The sequence below is a fragment of the Croceimicrobium hydrocarbonivorans genome (genome assembly GCF_014524565.1).
Classification (GTDB): Bacteria; Bacteroidota; Bacteroidia; order Flavobacteriales; family Schleiferiaceae; genus Croceimicrobium; species Croceimicrobium hydrocarbonivorans.
Genome location: NZ_CP060139.1, coordinates 3,691,708 through 3,709,833, shown reverse-complemented (window position 1 = coordinate 3,709,833; position 18,126 = coordinate 3,691,708). Strand labels below are relative to the sequence as shown.

Sequence of the window (18,126 nt, the reverse complement as noted above, 5' to 3'; positions counted from 1 at the left end):
TCAGCATAGAATTGTGCTAAATTCGCTGGGAAAACTCTACCATGCCTTTGCCCCCCATTAAGCTCTTTAGGCTTTTACTATTTGCATTCCTCTTGCCTTTTGGCTTATGGAGTCAGGGTCATCATGGTATTCAGAGCTTTAGCATCTCAGATCCTGAAATCTACAATGCCGACTTTAGGGATTCACTAGTCGTAATTGAGGATTTAGAATCTATTCCCTTAAATGCGGATCAATATAGCTTCATCAATAAAGAACTGGGAGATCATAACCAGGGGCAATTCCTTTATTTTCGATTGGATAATCGCAGTGGAGCAGATCTTAGTTTGTTTCTTCGCTTTTGCCGACTCGCGAATCGCATTGTGCTTTTCCATTTTAAGGAAAAGGGAATTCAGGTTGATAGTTTAGGTCAAGCTAAAAATGCGTTACCCAGCGCGCATCATTATTTGCCATTACAGTTAGGGTCTGATGAAGGCCAGGCCTTATTGGTTTATCAGGAATTTGAGCCCTCAAATACCAATCCCCATTACACAGAATTATTCCTCTTCGAGGCCTCGGCTTTAAGAGCAGAATACTATCAAAAAACTCGCATTCAAAACCTTTATGCTGGTATGATACTCTTGATCGGTCTCTTTGCTTTTGTAGCGGCCTATCTAATCAAATATCGAGCGCTGGTTTATTTTGGCTTGCATATGCTTTTTTGGATTCCTTATTTCCAGATTCGCAGCAATTTAAATCCCTTTTGGCTAAGCTGGTTCAAGGATATTGATCCCTTTAAACCCAGTTTAATTGTACTTTCCTTCCTTACTCTTTTTGGAGGGCTTTTTGTGGAGGAATACCTACAACTGAGGAAGAGGAGTAAAAAAGCCTTTTGGTTTTTCAGTATTAGCCACCTTATTACCTTGGGCCTCTTACTTATCTCCATCTTTGGTCCTCTGCTCTATTGGATCAATTATGCTCTGGCCTATGTACTGGTGGTGCATCTGTTTATGGTGATCTACTACAGTATCCAAAAAGTGGAAGCGGCTCAGCGATTATTAATTTCTTTCGTGATTTTACTGGTCGGCGCTTTATTAATGACTATCACCGAATTGGGCTGGGTTCCCAATTCCTACTTTAGTCCTTATTTCTTTCAGATCGGAACATTGATCTTCTCTTTAATCCTCTTTTTCTCACTGGCGGCCGAGGTGACTAAAATCCAGCAAGAGCGAAGAGAAGCCCAACAATTGATCCATATTAAGAGTCGCTTTTTCGAAGACATCTCCCACGAATTGCGCAGTCCCCTTACATTGGTGGCTGATCCGGTTAAGCGAGTTTGGCAAGATCTGCCAGAAGGCGATCAGAAAGAGGCCCTGGGTATCGCTAAAAATGCTACAGAAGGCTTACAAAATCTGGTGAACCAAATCTTAGATTTAAGCCGACAAGAGTTTAACCCTCCTCAGCTGATCTTAAAGAAGCAGGACTTAAACGCCTTCCTCAATTATCAATTAAGTCAATTTAGCTCTTTGGCTCAGGAGCGTGGTATTCGACTGAAATATCATGGTACCGAGAATCCCCTCTTCTTTCCCTTTGATGGGGAGAAAATGCAGCAGATTATTGCCAATTTGCTGAGCAATGCTATAAAGTTCAGTGGCAGCGATGCGCTTGTGAGCTTAAAACTGCAAAGCTTGGAGAATCAGAAAGTACGGATACAAGTGGAAGATCAAGGTGCGGGAATAAGCGCCAAGGCCCTTCCCTATGTATTCGATCGATTTTACCAGGATCCAGATGCTCCTCGCAATCCGATGGCCGGCACCGGTATTGGCTTAGCTCTCTGCAAAGCGCTGGTTGAGCAACATGGAGGTGACATAAAAGTGGAAAGTCAAATTAAGCAGGGTAGCCTCTTTAGCATTGAAATCCCTTATCCTGAAAACTTTAAAGACCATACCGAATTAGAGTTTATAGAAGAAGATGGATCAGAGCCAGATTCTGGAGAAATCAATCCAAGCCATAAGGCTACAGTACTAGTAGTAGAAGACCATCCAGACTTGAGGAAATACCTTAAATCTTGCCTGGTCTCTGATTTTGAAGTCCTGGTTGCCGAAAACGGAAACAGTGGTTGGGAGATAGCCCAGGCGCAAATGCCGGATTTGATCATCAGCGATTTAATGATGCCCGAATTGGATGGCAAGGGACTAACCTTGAAATTAAAGAACCATCCCCAAACCAGTCATATCCCTATTATCCTGCTAACTGCCAAAAGCGAACAGCAGGCCGTTAATGAAGGATTAGCCGCTGGCGCTGATGACTATCTGGCCAAGCCTTTTGATTCGGAAGAACTACTGTTGAGAGTCAAGAATATCTTAAAGCAAAGAGCGCTCTGGTTGCAAAAGCAAGCACAGGAAAACTTACAGCAAGTACAGGAGAATACTGTTAATAAGGTAGATAAAGCCTTTTTGCAAAAACTGGAAACTTGCCTGGATAAGGAGTTCAGCAACCCAAGCTTTGGCGTGGAGAATTTGGCCGATGAAGTGGCCATGAGTAAAACCCATCTCAATCGAAAGCTTAAGGCCCTCTTAGGCATATCTGCCAATAAGCTTATCCAGAATTTCCGTTTGGATAAGGCCAAGGAAATGCTGCAGCAAAAGGAAGGCAATGTTTCGGAGATAGCCTTTGCCTGTGGCTTTAATAGTGCTGCCTATTTTGTGAAATGCTTTAAGGATAAATTCGAAGAAACTCCAGGACAGTACTTATAGTCGATTACCGATCGAATTGCAAATTCGATCTAGTGCAGTACCGGATTGAATTCGATACTGGATTGAATTTGTAATTCAAGCCTGAATCCTCATTATCAACACCTAAGAACATATAGGTTTCAAATTTTATAAAGCCTGGTTCGATTTTAATATCCAGAATCCGGGACTATTCGCTCCTTTGCGGCAGTAAATCTTTCAAAACAATACCTATGAAAAAACTACTATTTTCCGCTTTAGCCGCGATGACCCTAGTGAGCAACTTAAACGCTCAAATCATCGACTTTTCGAATTTTTCGGTTCCGGCAGCCGGCTCGGATATTTACCACCGAGCTAATGTTTCTTCGGTGAGTCCAGCTACTCCGGGTAGCGGTCAAACCTGGGACTATTCTACCTTGATCCCAACGTCATTCGACTCCTTAGTTTATTTTGATGCCAAGGATAGTACCACCGGCTATCCTGATGTTTACAATTTCGTTTACGATGATCTGAACAGCCCTAGTGGAGCCAGTATTGATGGCTATGAATTCTATAATATTAATGCCAGTGGCTTTTATGTAGCTGCCTTTTATGTAGAAGACTATTGGGAGAGTTTAGGGGTTTTTACTGGAAATGCCGGCGATGAATTGGTGATCAATAAACAGCGTATTCCTTTTCAAGACACCGTTTATCTATTAAAATTCCCAGTAAACTCACAAAGTAGCTGGTCTCGCTCTAATAATCGTGTCGTTAATTTCGATTTAACCATTGCCGGTTTTGGATTAAACCAAGCTCCTGGATACATCAAAAACACCGATCAAGAAACTCGTACTGTGGTAGGTGAAGGTCAGGTTATTATTCCTGATGAATTTGGAAATGCCATGCCTCCGGTAGATGCATATATGATCGACGTAATGCATACCACCACCGATAGCTTTTTCTTAGGTGGACAGCCTGCACCTCCAGCCTTAATGAATGCCTTTGGACTTACTCAGGGAAATTCACAAACTACCCACTTTGTAGTGTTTTATGCTAAAACAGGATCGGGCTACCCCGTTCTTAGCTACAATTTAGATGGACTTAATAATATTACTGGCTTCTTTTACCGTCCTTACGTAGTGCGTAATTCCTTGGGAATTGGATTAGAAGAGAATCAAGCTTCTAATATCCAGGTTTACCCTAACCCTATTCAAAGTGGTGAGACCTTAAGCATTGCGCTTGAGAACGAAAATGAATTAGGGCAAATCGAAATTCTGAGCCTCAATGGTCAAGTATTGAGTCAAATCAATCGCAGCGAAATTGCTAACAGCGGCAAGCAAATAAATATCCTCCCCCCTGCACATCCTGGTTTATACCTGGTGCAAATCAAAAACCAAAAAGGAGAAGTACTGAAGATGCAAAAGATTCAGGTTCTCTAAAGATTAATTTGTTCGCATAGCAATCCTAAGGCCACGGTCCATCATTACGATGATCGTGGCTTTAGTATTTTAAACTGGATCGAATTGCAAATTCGATCCAGTTGCAAATTCGATCCAGTTGCAAATTCGATTCAGGGTCAATACTGGCTTGAATTTGTAATAATGGCTTGAATTTGTAATTCAAGCCCGAGCTATTCTTCATTAATCACCCAACGAAATCCAAATTGCAAGGATCGTATATAGGCCTCGCTACTAATGCCTTCATAGATAATTTGCTGCAATCCATGGTAATAGCTAGCCTGAACTTGCAAACGATCACTAAGGGAGTAGAGCAAAGCGACTTGTGGACCAAAATCAAGATACTTATAGGCAAGATTATTCGGACTAAGCCTGTAGAACTGATCCTCTCCTGCCGGATGGGCTTCACCATTGTCTCGTCTCCAGGCGTATTCTGTTCGCACATAATAGGCCAATAATAAAGAGGTGTTCCAGGCTAGCTGAAGCTGAAACTTATCCAAATTATAGGAATAGTAAATAGGCAAGCTTAGGTAGCCCAATAGGCGATGTTCGGTTCTTAAATCCTGGTAATCCCGATTATTGGCTGGAATTTTATAATAAGGGCCAATGGTCTTTTCCTTACTGCCTATTTGCTGGAGGTTTAAGCTAAATCCAAGATTGGATTTTTCGCTAAGACTCCTTTCGGCAAAAACTCCCAGGGAATAGGCGGCACCCAAAAAGCGCTCTTGTTCCTGCAAATCGGCATCATAGTCTGTCCAAATATGACTTAAACCCAATTGCGCTATAGGGCCATAGCGGTATTGTGCTTGCAAATTGAAACCGAGGATAAATAAGGCGAGGCAGAAGAAGGTTTTCATGTTTTAAAACTGGTTTGAACTTACAACTAATTCAAATTAGGTTTTGAGCTACGAATATAAGGGGAGAATTGGATAGGTTGTTGCTTCACCGCCCGCTTCGCTATTGCCTCACCGCCCGCTTCGCTAGAGGCACAAAGGACGCGGAGGTGCACGGAGGGACCTTAGAGTTCCTTTGCGAAACTTTGCTCCTTCGCTTCTTTGCGGTTAGATTCACCGCCCGCTTCGCTATTGCCTCACCGCCCGCTCCTTCGTCGCTAGAGGCACAAAGAGCGCAGAGGTACACAGAGGTATTTTGTGGTATGCTTCACCGCCCGCTTCGCTAGAGATGCAGAGAGCACAGAGTTACGCAGAGTGACCTACTGGCAGACAGAGAGATACTTTTCGAACCTTCCCGCCTACCGGCAGGCAGGTGCTTCTTTGCTTCTTCCTACCTATCGGCAGGCAGGTGCGGTTAAACCCGCTGCACCAAATTTTGAAAGACCAATCCTACTTCCTTGGCTCCAATCAAATCTACCGTCTATGGTCTATCTACTATCGTCTCAAACAAACTACCAACGACTAACTACCAACTACCTAATTCACCGCCCGCTTCGCTATTGCATCACCGCCCGCTCCTTTGTCGCTCGAGGCACAAAGAGCGCGGAGGTGCACAGAGGTCTAAGGAGATGCTTTGCGAATCTTTGCTTCTTCGCGTCTTTGCGGTTAAACCCACGGCACCAAAATTTGAAAGACCAATCCTACTTCCTTGGCTTCAATCCAATTTATCGTCCCGGTTCTAAGGAGTTCACAAAAGCTGAGAACTTGCTAAACTCCTCCCTTTCCAGATGAGGAGCAAGTACATCCAAATAGTCAATTTCGCGCAGTTCGAATCCTTTGCTGTGATCTGCTCTGGCACGATCCAATAAACTCCGGGCCTCTTTTCCTGATGGTTCACTAAAGAAGGCATAATAATTACCCCCTTTCATTTTATGCAGTTTAGAAAAATCATTCAAACCGCGACTAATGGAAGCAAACTCTATTAAGTGACGCTCTATGGTATGAGCTTCGGTATTGAAGTCGATGGAAAAGCCTGCTAGCAGGGCTCCGTTTTTACCTATAAAATCTACCTTATGCTCTAGGTAAATGCTATTGATAAATTTAGGACTTAGGGTATACTCTTTATCTATACGATCAAACTCAGGACGTTTCAAACATTCTGAAAAATGACGCTTGAAACTGGGCTTCTTCTCCGCGCTTATGGAATCAGAGCCTTCATCCACATAAGTGCGAAAAAGTTGCAGATAAGAATCTAGATTTAATTCCAAAGCAATCGGATGAGGCTTATCGATTGCCATTAAACCCGCAGAATAGGTGTTTAAATAATTAAAATGACCCGGACTTAAAAAACGATTTTTCCACTCGGACCTAAAGATACCCGAATCCTTTTCCAGATCTCTAATTTCTTTTCTTAAAGACTTTAAATTACGTTCCAGGCTATTTAAGACATCCTTTTCCAAAAAAGGACGCATCCAATGCAATTTTCGTTTCGAAAAATCAAAATGAACAAAGCTTTCAGATACGGCATATAAGCCCACGCAGATTTTCTCCTCGTTGAGGGAATTGGTGCGTATGTAGAGTTTGCTTATAAAAGTGTTCATGGCCTTAGTATTTACAAAAATCCAAAAAATCTACGAAAGGCGCGGGCTATCGAATCCCATCGCTCTTCATTTAGCAGAAATTCGCTAATTCGCTGGTGCAGTTCTGGGCTTAATGCCCATTCTTCAGGAATAGATTGCTTAAGACGGGCCAATTTGGGGGCCAAGGAAGGCAGTCGGTTTTCATAATCCTGCAGTACGGCTTTAAAATAACTTTGATCTATATACTTTAAAATGGAATGCCCGTAATTCGTACGCAGCACAGAATTGCCGATCGAAGTTTCTGGCACTGCCTTAAAGTCATTTTTATAATTAGGACCCTTAAAAATTTGGGCATGGTCAATCGCTATTATTTGATCTCCCGAGCCCCTTTTTAGGAGTAGGTTAAAATTGGCATCAGATCGATCGGTATTGGCCATATGCAGGTCGAAAATGGCAATACGAATTAAATCCAGTGGATTTTGAATACAGTTAAAGTCATGCTTGCTTCGTATCAAGGCGCTATGTTGACTCAGCGCATCATTTTGAAGGACTTCCTGGGAGCCAAAACCTAGCGATCCGACTTTAAGCCAGGGATAATCTCGCTCGCGAAAAGAACCCGCCTCGGCCTTAATTAAAGCTACGGGGGGAATGGGCAGCCCAAAGTGATCCCCTACTATTTTAGCGGTGTATTCATAGATCAGGTCGATGGTATCCGTTCGTGGAGAAGGGAATTTGGTCCAGTACCGCGAAAAGTCCGAGGCCAATAGTAAAATAGGCCAGCTATGGGTAGCTCTTTTTTCAATAAGCTGAAGACTGGACCGTATTTCCATTTTCCAAAAAACCTTAGGCTTGCAATTCGGAAATTAGCCTTTCTCCGGGAATCATCTTTAAAAAGAAGGAAGATTTACGATTTGCTTCACCGCCCGCTGTGCTATTGCCTCACCGCCCGCTCCTTTGTCGCTAGAGGCACAAAGGACGCGGAGGTTTACAGAGAAACTTTGCGAACCTTTGCCCCTTCGCATCTTTGCGGTTAGATTCACCGCCCGCTGCGCTATTGCCTCACCGCCCGCTCCTTCGTCGCTCCCCGCCTACCGGCAGGCAGGGAGGTACAAAGAGCGCAGAGTTACGCAGCGTTACACAGCGTTACTCAAAGGAACTTTGCGATCCTTCCCGCCTACCGGCAGGCAGGTGCTTCTTCGCGTCTTCCTACCTATCGGCAGGCGGGTGCGGTTAAACCCGCTGCACCATAATTTGAAAGACCAATCCTACTTCTTTGGCTCTAATCAAATCTATCGTCTCAAACAAACTACCAACGACTAACTACCAGCTACCAATTCAATCAAATCTATCGTCTATAGTAGTTACTATCGTCTCAAACTCCCCCCTTAAGCAATACCCGATGATGTACCTCCCCGGTATCACAATCATCCCATAATAGAATAAGAAAACGATCTCCCGGTTTGGGGTTTTCGCAAGCCTCAATCCAGTTTTGAAAACTTTGGAATAAACCATTTAGGGTATTTTCCTCCGAATCTTTTACCACCGTTAACATTACCCTTATGGGTGCATTGCAGAGCAACAGCTTTTGAAAATCGTAACGGATACCTTCTAGCTTTCGGTCGCTTACTTCACTTTCCAAACAAAGGACAACCCTTTCCAATTCCCCATGTTCATCTAAGGAATAAGCAACAAAATCATAGAGCCATTCGGCATTTTTAGTACTGGGACAATACTCCAGTCGAAAGGATTCCATGAGCGTACCAAGGGCCTGTACATAGTCCTTTGTAAAATCAGGCTGGATTCCATTATGCTTGAGATCGGAATAATTTGAACAGAAAGCTTGCGTGCATTGAAGTATTTTCTGTTCTAAATCAAGTCTAAAATTTATAAGAACCATAGAGGTCTAAATCTATTCATCAAATAAGGCTAGTTTTTTCCAAGATTTCCTGGGTGTACATTAAAAAACAGGAAAAACCCCCATTTTACAGCTTCTACCTCAATTACCAGCTCATAAAACCCTAAATTCCTGATTTAATTTGCTTTAAACTCAATAAAAAAACCTAATACATGTATAATGCTAAAAACATAGTTTGGATTAAAAATGTCAAACGAAATCAAGGAAATGATTGGGCTTATGAAGAGGTAGATTGCAAGAAACCATTTCTATTAAACTGGCCTAGTGCTAAAGGAGGTAGTGCTCGTACTCCAAATGTTGGTGACATTATTGTTTTGTTTCAAAAGCCTAATAAAATTAATGGCCGTAAGAATTATCTAGTTCACCTAACACATCTGGTTAGTCCTATTTCGGAAAAGGTAATAGAAGATCCAGATAGGCCTGATCATAGATGGTGTAGAGAAGTTCAATTAATTGCAAAAGCAAATCCAATTTACGCCATTTCGAATCCAGGTTACTACAATTTTTTTAAGCCTAATCGGGGACTAACAAATCCAATAATCAATCTTGAAAATGACAGAGGGTGGGATCAAGCACAAACGCAGGAAGATCTCTGGCGACTATTTAGTGATCATCTATGTATAAAGTCCGATGAGGACTTAAGGATTACCCCCGAAGCCTTAGAAGATTTTGGTGTAGTAGAAGGGGACAGAATTATTAAAGAGCATATTCAATTAGAATTAAGTCGACGTGATGCGTCGATAGTTCAAAAACTAAAAGAACAAACACTTAAGAAACATGGGAAATTGCAATGCGAATGTTGCTCTTTTGACTTTTTGGAATTTTATGGACCAATCGGGGCCAATTTTATTGAATGTCATCATAAAAAACACATTGCGGATGGTGAAAGGATCACCAAAGCTGAAGACTTGGCCCTAGTTTGTTCCAATTGCCATAGAATGCTACATCGCAAATTGGAAGATGGAAGCTACAATAGTACAGATTCATTGAAAGAAAAAATTCAATGCCAAAATCCTCTTGATTCAAACTAAAAAAAGCGACCCTAGGGCCGCTTTAGATGTTTTCACAACAGAATAATCTTTATTGTGATTAGCTTCAAATTGACTTCAAACATACAAATTTTGATTTAAAAAATTGAGTCCAAGTCGCAATTGAACACTTTGGGAATTCCAAAAAACAAGCATCAATTACTATTTTTAAATAAGATTAAAGCTCCTTTTACCCTATACCTTAACCTAAATATTATCACATGAAAAAAATTCTTGGACTTGATATTGGCTCTGGCAGCATTGGCTGGGCATTTGTAAATGAAGCTGAAAACAATGATCCAAAAGGATTATCAAAAATTGTAAAGCTTGGAGTTCGAGTTGTGCCTTATGGCGACAATATGGTGAAAAAAGATGCCTTAGGAAATATTTCTACTTCTAAGGAGCCAATTAAGGACTTTGAAAAAGGTATGGCACTTTCTCTTAATGCTAGGCGGACCCAAATGAGAGGTATGCGCCGAAATTTGCAACGCTACAAACTGCGAAGAGAAAATTTAGTAGCGATATTAAAAGAAAATGGCCTTATTACCGATATAACCGCCCTCTTTGAAGCTACTAAGAATTCTACATTCGAAACACTTAGATTGAGAGCAAAGGCAGCTGAAGATCGAATTGAATTAGAGGAATTTGCTCGAGTTCTTCTTATGATCAACAAAAAGAGAGGATACAAAAGCAGTCGGAAAGCTAAGAATGAAGAAGAAGGTGCTGCTATTGATTCAATGGGAATTGCAAAGCAGTTATATGATCACAATTTAAGCCCTGGAGAATATGTGGTCCAACTAATTGAAAACGGAAAAACAACCATTCCTAAGTTTTACCCTTCAGATTTAAGAGCCGAATTTGAAAGCATTTGGAAGTATCAAAGCACTCATTATCCTGAAGTATTGACTGCGAAGGTTCTTAATGACTTAAATAATTTTAGCAGATCTCAAACGACAAAATATTTCCTCAATCAATTACAAACGGACTCGTCCAAGCTTGTAGGTAATCCAAAGGAAAAAAAGGAAGCGAAATATCGTTTACGAGCAAAAGCGATACATGAAAAACTTCCCCTAGAAGATCTGATTCATGTATTCGCTGAAATAAATGGTGATATTTCTAATTCAAGTGGCTATTTAGGTGCAATTAGTGATCGGAGTAAAGAACTCTATTTCAAACGGATAACGGTCGGTCAGTATCTCTATGAGCAAGTGGCAAATAACCCACATGCACAATTAAAAAAACAAGTTTTTTACCGCCAGGATTATTTAGATGAATTTGAGAAAATATGGGAGGTACAAGCAAAAGCACATCCTATATTGACTAAAAAATTAAAGACTGAAATACGAGATACTGTAGTTTTTTATCAGAGAAGACTCAAATCCCAAAAGCACTTAATTACAGATTGCGAGCTAGAGAAATATCATAAAGCAATACCAAAGTCCTCTCCCCTCTTTCAAGAATTTAGAATTTGGCATAACCTTTTGAACATCAGGCTCTCTAAAACTAATGAAGGGGAATACGTATTGAATGAAGAGCAATTGAATATTCTAGGGCATAAACTTAGTTTTAAAGAGCAAATCTCAGGAGCTGAACTGGTAAAAGAACTAAAGCTAGAAAAAGGCTGGAAGTGTAATTTCAGCAAAATAGAAGGGAATAGGACGAATTGTAAAATGTTGTCCGCCTTTTTAAGAATTGTGGAGCACGAAGGATATGAATTAAATCCCGATTCTGAAACTCTTCTTATAGATCTTAAAGCAATTTTCTCCTCCTTAAATTTTGACACTCAGGTTTTAGAATTTGATATTCCTTTTAAGGATGAAGGATTTGACAAACATCCGAATTTCCAACTTTGGCACCTCCTCTATTCTGCAGAAGATGATCGCAAGCTTAAAGATGTTTTAGCCAATAAATACGGTTTTAATGAATCTGCCTCTGCCATTTTAGCCAATATTAGTTTTGAATCCGACTACGGGCGGTACAGCAGTAGAGCGATTCGAAAATTACTTCCCCTTATGCAAGAGGGTAATGATTTATCTGAATCCTTAGCTTTAATTGGTTACCAAAAAATCAAACCAGAAATTATTGAAGAATTAGAGCTCCTTAAGTTAGGTGCCCTTCGAAATCCAGTGGTTGAAAAAGTACTTAATCAAGTAATCAATCTAATTAATGCAATTCTCAAGCATCCTGAAATGGGACGTCCGGATGAAATACGGATAGAATTGGCGCGAGAGTTAAAAAAGAATGCAGAGCAAAGACGTGATATGACCAAAGGAATTGCCGATGCAACGGCAAATAATGATCGTATACGTAAACTCTTAAGTTCTGAGTTTGGAATTCAAAAAGTGTCCAAGAACGATATTATTCGCTATAAACTTTGGGAGGAGTGTGGCTATGTTTCAATATACTCAGGCGAAATTATTCCCAAATCCGAATTGTTCGGTAATAAATATGATATCGACCATATTATCCCCCGCTCTAAACTATTTGACGACTCGTATAGTAATAAAGTACTTTGTGAAAGAGCTTGGAATGAAGAAAAGGGCAATAAAACGGCCAAGGAATTCTTAGAAGTAAAGCTCAGTGCCGATGATTTTGCAAGCTACCTGAAGAGAATTGAAGATTTAAAAGCTAAAAAAGAAGGTATTAGCAAAACTAAATTTTTAAAACTCAGCTGGGACAGCGCTGACATCCCTGAAGACTTCATAAAGAGACAATTACAGGAAAGTCAATATATCGCGCGAAAAGCTAAAGAGATTCTTCAACAAATAAGCCTTAAAGTAAGCACTACCATTGGGCCAATAACTGATCGTTTGAGAACAGATTGGGGCTTAGTAGACGTTATGAAGGAACTCAATTGGAATAAATATCAGTCATTGGGGTTAACGGAAGAAATAGTTGATAAAACTGGCAAAAAACACAGGAAAATTAGGGATTGGAATAAGCGGAATGATCATCGACATCATGCTATGGACGCCCTGACGGTGGCTTTTACCAAACCAAGTTTTATACAATATCTGAATTACCTAAATGCCAGAGATCGTCATGACCAAATTGGCAAGGAGGTTTTCGGTATTCAGTCCAAAGAACTCTTTAAGGATGATGCCAATAAATGGCGGTTTAAGTCACCGATGCCAGGCTTTAGGAATGAAGCTAAAAAGCACCTTGAAGAGATTCTCGTTTCGAGGAAAGCCAATAACAAAGTGGTAACCTTAAACGTCAATAAGATTAAGATTGGGTCAGGAAAATTCCGCAAACAGATCATTGAAACTCCCCGTGGCCAATTGCACAATGAAACTATATATGGAAGTTTAAAAAGGTATAAAACTAAGTTGATTCCGATTAATGCCAGTTTAGACTTAGAAACCATATTAAAAGTTGCCAATAAAGGACATCGCGAAGCCTTACTATTAAGATTAGAGGAAAATGACAATGACCCAAAGAAGGCATTTTCAGGCAAGAATAGCCCATCTAAAAAGCCCATCCTTTTTAAGGGGGGGATAGAAACTTTACCTTCTAAAGTAAAGATCAGCTATCTGGAAGAGGAGTTTAGCATTCGTAAAGATGTAAACCCTGAGAACTTTAAAAATGTTAAGAGTTTAGAAAAAATAATTGACGCCGGAGCTCGGAGGGCATTAGAAAAAAGGCTCGAAGAATCTAATGATGCTAAAACAGCTTTCTCCGATCTGGAAGAAAATCCCATATGGCTAAATGAGGAAAAACGAATTTCGATAAAAAGTGTAAAGATTAGTGGGGTAAAAAACGCGGAAGCCTTGCATCGTAAAAGAGGAATAGATGGAGAGCTGATCTTAGATGATCAAGGTAAGGAAATACCAACTAGTTATGTGAGTACAGGCAATAATCACCATGCGGCCATTTATGAGGATTCTGAAGGAAACCTTTATGATGAAGTAGTGTCTTTCTACGAAGCAGTGCAGCGGTACAAGCAGGATAAAACAGTAGTTTGGAATCCAAATAGCCTTGGGCACCCACTGAAGTTCACTCTAAAGAAAAATGAATACTTCGTATTCCCTGCTGAAGGATTTGATCCTCTAGAAATAGATTTAAGGGATCCTGAAAATTATTCGATAATAAGCCCAAATCTTTATCGTGTTCAAGCAGTTTCACGCTTAGCATATGGCACTGCCATTATTCGGGAATATGTTTTCCGTCACCATCTTGAAACGCTAGTTGAAACGAATAAAGCATTACAAAACATTACCTATAAAAAGATAAAAAGCTTAGAACCACTAAAGCAAATTGTAAAAGTGCGAGTTAATTATTTAGGTGAAATTGTTCAAGTTGGAGAGTATTGATTAAGCGAACCTTATACTTCGGTAACCCGGCTTACTTACATAAAGAAAAGCTGCAACTCAAAGTAGATTTCCCATCAGAAGAGGGGAAATCAGCCAAAACAATTCCTATTGAAGATATTGGAATTTTAATCCTGGACCATCCGAGGATCACTATTTCACAGGCTCTTTTAGCAGATCTAATTGATCATAATGCAGCTATACTTAGCTGCGACAGCCATCATTTACCGGCGGGTCTCTTTATGCCAATGAGCGCTAATCATACCTTCACAGAGAAATTGCGCTTTCAATTAGAATCATCAGAACCCTTGCGAAAAAACCTTTGGCAACAGACCGTAAAATCAAAAATTGAGAATCAAGCACAGGTCCTTAAGGGTATAGGAAAAGAGGCCAGCAATATGGAAAACTGGGCTTCTAAGGTTCGAAGTGGGGATCCTGATAATTATGAAGGACGTGCAGCAGCGAATTATTGGGTAAAGCTAATCGAGTCCGATTTCCCTTTTAGGAGAGGTCGATATGAAGATGTTCCCAATAATCTCTTGAACTATGGTTACGCCATTTTGCGTGCCATTGTCGCACGAAGCTTAGTTGCGAGTGGAATGCTTCCTGCAGTAGGCATTCATCATCGCAATAAATACAATCCTTTTTGCCTTGCGGATGATATCATGGAACCCTATCGACCATTTGTGGACTTATTAGTTCTTGACATTGTTGAGAATTTTGATACTAAAGATATTGAGGTTTTAAGCCCAGCAATAAAGAGGGAGCTCCTAGCCTTGCCTACAATCGATGTTTACATTGACGATATGAAAAGTCCATTAATGGTAGGAATGCAGCGAACAACGGCCAGCTTAATGCAATGTTATGAAGGTGAACGTCGCAAAATAGCTTACCCTAAAATACAAATTGGCAATGTTAAGCCACGATCAGTTTAATGCTTATCGCATCATGTGGGTATTTGTGCACTATGACCTACCGACTGATACAAAAAGAGACCGAAGGCAAGGTGCGCTTTTTAGAAAAAACCTTCTAAAGGATGGGTTTACGATGATGCAATATTCGATTTATACACGACATTGCTCCAGTCGAGATAATGCTAATGTTCACATAAAAAGGGTAAAAAGCTTCTTACCGCCCAAGGGGGAAGTGATACTATTTTCTCTTACAGATAAACAGTTTGGCATGATGGAATTTTTTCGTGGTAAATCAGAAATAGAAAAACCAGATACCCCGCAGCAATTGGAGCTATTCTAGGTCATTTTTCAATTCCAAAATCGGAGCCTACCCGCCTGATTGTCAACCTAGTCCGTCACAGTACCCTGTGACAGAACTAAGTTACAATTCAATTTGAAAGCTAATCACAACTACATTTGTAAGACAAAACGAATCAATTACCTGTGACAGAACTAAGTTACAATTCAATTTGAAAGCTAATCACAACATACTGAATGTAGCGCCGCAAGGGAGTGCTCCTGTGACAGAACTAAGTTACAATTCAATTTGAAAGCTAATCACAACCATCACTAATTCGCCTATTTCCAAATATTACCTGTGACAGAACTAAGTTACAATTCAATTTGAAAGCTAATCACAACTTGCACCGATAGGCCCCTATGAGCGCGTAACCTGTGACAGAACTAAGTTACAATTCAATTTGAAAGCTAATCACAACCCTTAAGTAATGAGCCCAGCGGCAACGGCCCCTGTGACAGAACTAAGTTACAATTCAATTTGAAAGCTAATCACAACTTTTAGCTTCAAGGGGCAAACCGAGGAAGTCCTGTGACAGAACTAAGTTACAATTCAATTTGAAAGCTAATCACAACATTTGTCCTTGCTTAATGTGCTTCTGAAAGCCTGTGACAGAACTAAGTTACAATTCAATTTGAAAGCTAATCACAACCTCAGAAATACGCAGGTGATGCGCAATTTTCCTGTGACAGAACTAAGTTACAATTCAATTTGAAAGCTAATCACAACATATGGCCGCCACTGAAGGGGATATGAATACCTGTGACAGAACTAAGTTACAATTCAATTTGAAAGCTAATCACAACCATTGAGCACGGCGGACATTTTAGGCGAGCCCTGTGACAGAACTAAGTTACAATTCAATTTGAAAGCTAATCACAACCAAAACCAGGCGCGCTTAGAGAATAGTGTACCTGTGACAGAACTAAGTTACAATTCAATTTGAAAGCTAATCACAACTTATAATCCCTTCAGCAGTATGATTGAGGCCCTGTGACAGAACTAAGTTACAATTCAATTTGAAAGCTAATCACAACACCCTGAATGAGCTTAATGCGCTCATTATGCCTGTGACAGAACTAAGTTACAATTCAATTTGAAAGCTAATCACAACTGATCCAAACGGGATTTACAATATTAATCCCCTGTGACAGAACTAAGTTACAATTCAATTTGAAAGCTAATCACAACCTAAAGGTAACATTGACTGGTACGCTCTTACCTGTGACAGAACTAAGTTACAATTCAATTTGAAAGCTAATCACAACATGGCAGAGCCTGTAGCTTGGGCCGAAGGCCCTGTGACAGAACTAAGTTACAATTCAATTTGAAAGCTAATCACAACTGCCTGAAGAGCTTATTGAATCCTTTTTAACCTGTGACAGAACTAAGTTACAATTCAATTTGAAAGCTAATCACAACGGCACGGCCTGTTTAACAACCTCCCTTAATCCTGTGACAGAACTAAGTTACAATTCAATTTGAAAGCTAATCACAACTTTTCAGCTGCCGTCGCGCTAGCCGCCGCACCTGTGACAGAACTAAGTTACAATTCAATTTGAAAGCTAATCACAACTCATCATTGAACCCTTCGCCAAACAGGAATCCTGTGACAGAACTAAGTTACAATTCAATTTGAAAGCTAATCACAACAAGCTTTCACCTGGGCCATCTGTAAGTCCCCCAAAAAATCCAACAGTTTAAAAGTGTGTAAATTTAAACTGTTGACTATGAAAAAATCAAGATTTAGTGAAAGCCAGATCAGCCAGGCTTTAAAGGAGCATGAGGCTGGTAAGAAAGTACAGGATATCTGCAAGGAGTTAGGTATAAGCGCCAATACTTTTTATATCTGGCGCAAGAAGTACGGGGGCATGGATTCAGCAATGCTACGCAAGTACAAGGAGTTAGAGCGAGAAAACACGAAGCTAAAGCAGATGTATGCGGATTTGAGCTTAGACCACAGGATCCTTAAGGATGTGGTGGAAAAAAAGCTCTAGGGCTCTGTCAGAAGAGGTTTTTAGCAAAGCAGATTAAAGCGGATTACGCTGTCAGTACTGCCAGGGCCTGTAAAATCATTAGCCTTGAGCGCTCTGGATATTACTATATATCCAAGCGAGACGATAAGGAGGTAGAGGAAAAGCTACGCTGGTACGCGGAGCATTATCCTGCGCGTGGCTGCCCATTTTATACCAAGCGTATTCGTAAAGAGGGTTATGCCTGGAACAAGAAACGTATCCGCAGGGTGTACATCAAACTGGGGATGAACAAGCGCAAGAGGAAATGGAAGCGACGTATTCCTAACCCTGACAAAGAGGTGTTGCTGCAGCCTTTAGCTCCTAACCTATGTTGGAGTGCCGACTTCATGCAGGACCGCTTAGAGAATGGTGTGAAAATGCGTGTGCTCAACATTATTGACGACTACAACCGCGAAGCTTTGGCTTGCAAGGTATCCAGCAGTTTCCCTTCCGAACATGTAGTAGAGCAATTTGAGCAGCTAATAGAGTGGCACGGTAAGCCATTTACCATAAGAACTGATAACGGAACAGAGTTTATGGCAGAAGCCTTTCAAAAGTTTTGCAAACGACATCAGATAAAACACTTAAGAATACAGAAAGGAAAACCTATGCAGAATGGCTTTTGTGAACGCTTTAACCGCACCCTGAGAGAAGACGTGCTCAACGCTTATCTCTTTGAAACGAAGACGCAGATGCAAGAGTTAATCAATCATTGGATGGAAGACTACAATCAAAACCATCCGCATTCTTCTCTTGGAGACATGTCTCCAAGAGAATTTAAACAAAGGCTTATTGCCTAAAATCGATAATTTAGACCTGTTGGAATAATGGGGGACTTACACATCCGGGGCCACCCCTGTGACAGAACTAAGTTACAATTCAATTTGAAAGCTAATCACAACAAAATGTTCTCGTGCGCTTTCAAAGGCATCCCTGTGACAGAACTAAGTTACAATTCAATTTGAAAGCTAATCACAACATATCGAGGTG

General features: G+C 40.6%; 12 protein-coding genes and 2 CRISPR repeat arrays (1 of these 14 only partly in view). Of the genes, 8 read left to right on the top strand and 4 right to left on the bottom strand.

Annotation, left to right across the window (positions count from 1 at the left end):
* Positions 1-41 precede the first annotated feature (41 nt).
* Both H4K34_RS16655 and H4K34_RS16650 read left to right on the top strand, forming a co-directional pair.
* Positions 42-2,732 carry a response regulator gene (locus tag H4K34_RS16655; protein WP_210758516.1) on the top strand — a complete coding sequence of 897 codons (2,691 nt, stop codon included), beginning with the start codon at positions 42-44 and terminating at the stop codon, positions 2,730-2,732.
* A gap of 209 nt (positions 2,733-2,941) precedes the next feature.
* Positions 2,942-4,126, top strand: a complete 1,185-nt coding sequence (locus tag H4K34_RS16650; protein ID WP_210758515.1) for a T9SS type A sorting domain-containing protein — start codon at positions 2,942-2,944, stop codon at positions 4,124-4,126.
* Positions 4,127-4,317: 191 nt separating this feature from the next.
* Here H4K34_RS16650 and H4K34_RS16645 read toward each other — a convergent pair whose 3' ends face one another.
* The 4 genes from H4K34_RS16645 to H4K34_RS16630 all read right to left on the bottom strand — a co-directional run bounded on the left by H4K34_RS16645 (position 4,318) and on the right by H4K34_RS16630 (position 8,370).
* Positions 4,318-5,001 (bottom strand): outer membrane beta-barrel protein, encoded by a 684-nt coding sequence (locus H4K34_RS16645; RefSeq protein WP_210758514.1) that lies wholly within the window; start codon positions 4,999-5,001, stop codon positions 4,318-4,320.
* A 761-nt stretch (positions 5,002-5,762) separates the two neighbouring features.
* Positions 5,763-6,638, bottom strand: coding sequence for a hypothetical protein (locus tag H4K34_RS16640; RefSeq protein WP_210758513.1), 876 nt, complete (start codon positions 6,636-6,638; stop codon positions 5,763-5,765).
* An 11-nt stretch (positions 6,639-6,649) separates the two neighbouring features.
* The gene (locus H4K34_RS16635; protein ID WP_210758512.1) at positions 6,650-7,447 is read right to left on the bottom strand and encodes a HipA family kinase; all 798 of its coding nucleotides are present in this window, start codon (positions 7,445-7,447) and stop codon (positions 6,650-6,652) included.
* A gap of 542 nt (positions 7,448-7,989) precedes the next feature.
* Complete coding sequence (locus tag H4K34_RS16630) at positions 7,990-8,370, bottom strand: hypothetical protein (RefSeq protein WP_210758511.1); 381 nt, start codon at positions 8,368-8,370, stop codon at positions 7,990-7,992.
* A gap of 314 nt (positions 8,371-8,684) precedes the next feature.
* Here H4K34_RS16630 and H4K34_RS16625 point away from each other — a divergent pair, with 314 nt between their 5' ends.
* The 6 genes from H4K34_RS16625 (at position 8,685) to H4K34_RS16600 (ending at position 17,936) form a co-directional block, all read left to right on the top strand.
* Positions 8,685-9,563 (top strand): HNH endonuclease, encoded by an 879-nt coding sequence (locus H4K34_RS16625; RefSeq protein ID WP_210758510.1) that lies wholly within the window; start codon positions 8,685-8,687, stop codon positions 9,561-9,563.
* Positions 9,564-9,781: 218 nt separating this feature from the next.
* Positions 9,782-13,873 (top strand): type II CRISPR RNA-guided endonuclease Cas9, encoded by a 4,092-nt coding sequence (gene cas9 / locus H4K34_RS16620; protein ID WP_210758509.1) that lies wholly within the window; start codon positions 9,782-9,784, stop codon positions 13,871-13,873.
* Complete coding sequence (cas1, locus tag H4K34_RS16615; protein WP_210758508.1) at positions 13,870-14,805, top strand: type II CRISPR-associated endonuclease Cas1; 936 nt, start codon at positions 13,870-13,872, stop codon at positions 14,803-14,805. Before cas9 ends, cas1 begins: the two co-directional genes overlap by 4 nt.
* Positions 14,783-15,124, top strand: a complete 342-nt coding sequence (gene cas2, locus H4K34_RS16610) for a CRISPR-associated endonuclease Cas2 (protein ID WP_210758507.1) — start codon at positions 14,783-14,785, stop codon at positions 15,122-15,124. The genes cas1 and cas2 overlap by 23 nt, the downstream gene beginning before the upstream one ends.
* A gap of 64 nt (positions 15,125-15,188) precedes the next feature.
* Positions 15,189-16,774: a CRISPR direct-repeat array (repeat unit 47 nt; unit sequence CCTGTGACAGAACTAAGTTACAATTCAATTTGAAAGCTAATCACAAC).
* Between the two features lie 77 nt (positions 16,775-16,851).
* Positions 16,852-17,118 (top strand): transposase, encoded by a 267-nt coding sequence (locus H4K34_RS16605; protein WP_210757338.1) that lies wholly within the window; start codon positions 16,852-16,854, stop codon positions 17,116-17,118.
* 32 nt (positions 17,119-17,150) lie between these two features.
* Positions 17,151-17,936, top strand: a complete 786-nt coding sequence (locus H4K34_RS16600) for an IS3 family transposase (protein WP_210760513.1) — start codon at positions 17,151-17,153, stop codon at positions 17,934-17,936.
* A gap of 54 nt (positions 17,937-17,990) precedes the next feature.
* Positions 17,991-18,126: direct repeats of the CRISPR family, unit length 47 nt; unit sequence CCTGTGACAGAACTAAGTTACAATTCAATTTGAAAGCTAATCACAAC; it runs 1,759 nt beyond the window's last position.

Bases quoted from the DNA above. Each gene is read 5' to 3' on its own strand.
- H4K34_RS16655 (WP_210758516.1), top strand. From the start codon at position 42: ATGCCTTTGCCCCCCATTAAGCTCTTTAGGCTTTTACTATTTGCATTC.
- H4K34_RS16650 (WP_210758515.1), top strand. From the start codon at position 2,942: ATGAAAAAACTACTATTTTCCGCTTTAGCCGCGATGACCCTAGTGAGC.
- H4K34_RS16645 (WP_210758514.1), bottom strand. From the start codon at position 5,001: ATGAAAACCTTCTTCTGCCTCGCCTTATTTATCCTCGGTTTCAATTTG.
- H4K34_RS16640 (WP_210758513.1), bottom strand. From the start codon at position 6,638: ATGAACACTTTTATAAGCAAACTCTACATACGCACCAATTCCCTCAAC.
- H4K34_RS16635 (WP_210758512.1), bottom strand. From the start codon at position 7,447: ATGGAAATACGGTCCAGTCTTCAGCTTATTGAAAAAAGAGCTACCCAT.
- H4K34_RS16630 (WP_210758511.1), bottom strand. From the start codon at position 8,370: ATGGAATCCTTTCGACTGGAGTATTGTCCCAGTACTAAAAATGCCGAA.
- H4K34_RS16625 (WP_210758510.1), top strand. From the start codon at position 8,685: ATGTATAATGCTAAAAACATAGTTTGGATTAAAAATGTCAAACGAAAT.
- cas9 (WP_210758509.1), top strand. From the start codon at position 9,782: ATGAAAAAAATTCTTGGACTTGATATTGGCTCTGGCAGCATTGGCTGG.
- cas2 (WP_210758507.1), top strand. From the start codon at position 14,783: ATGTTAAGCCACGATCAGTTTAATGCTTATCGCATCATGTGGGTATTT.
- H4K34_RS16605 (WP_210757338.1), top strand. From the start codon at position 16,852: ATGAAAAAATCAAGATTTAGTGAAAGCCAGATCAGCCAGGCTTTAAAG.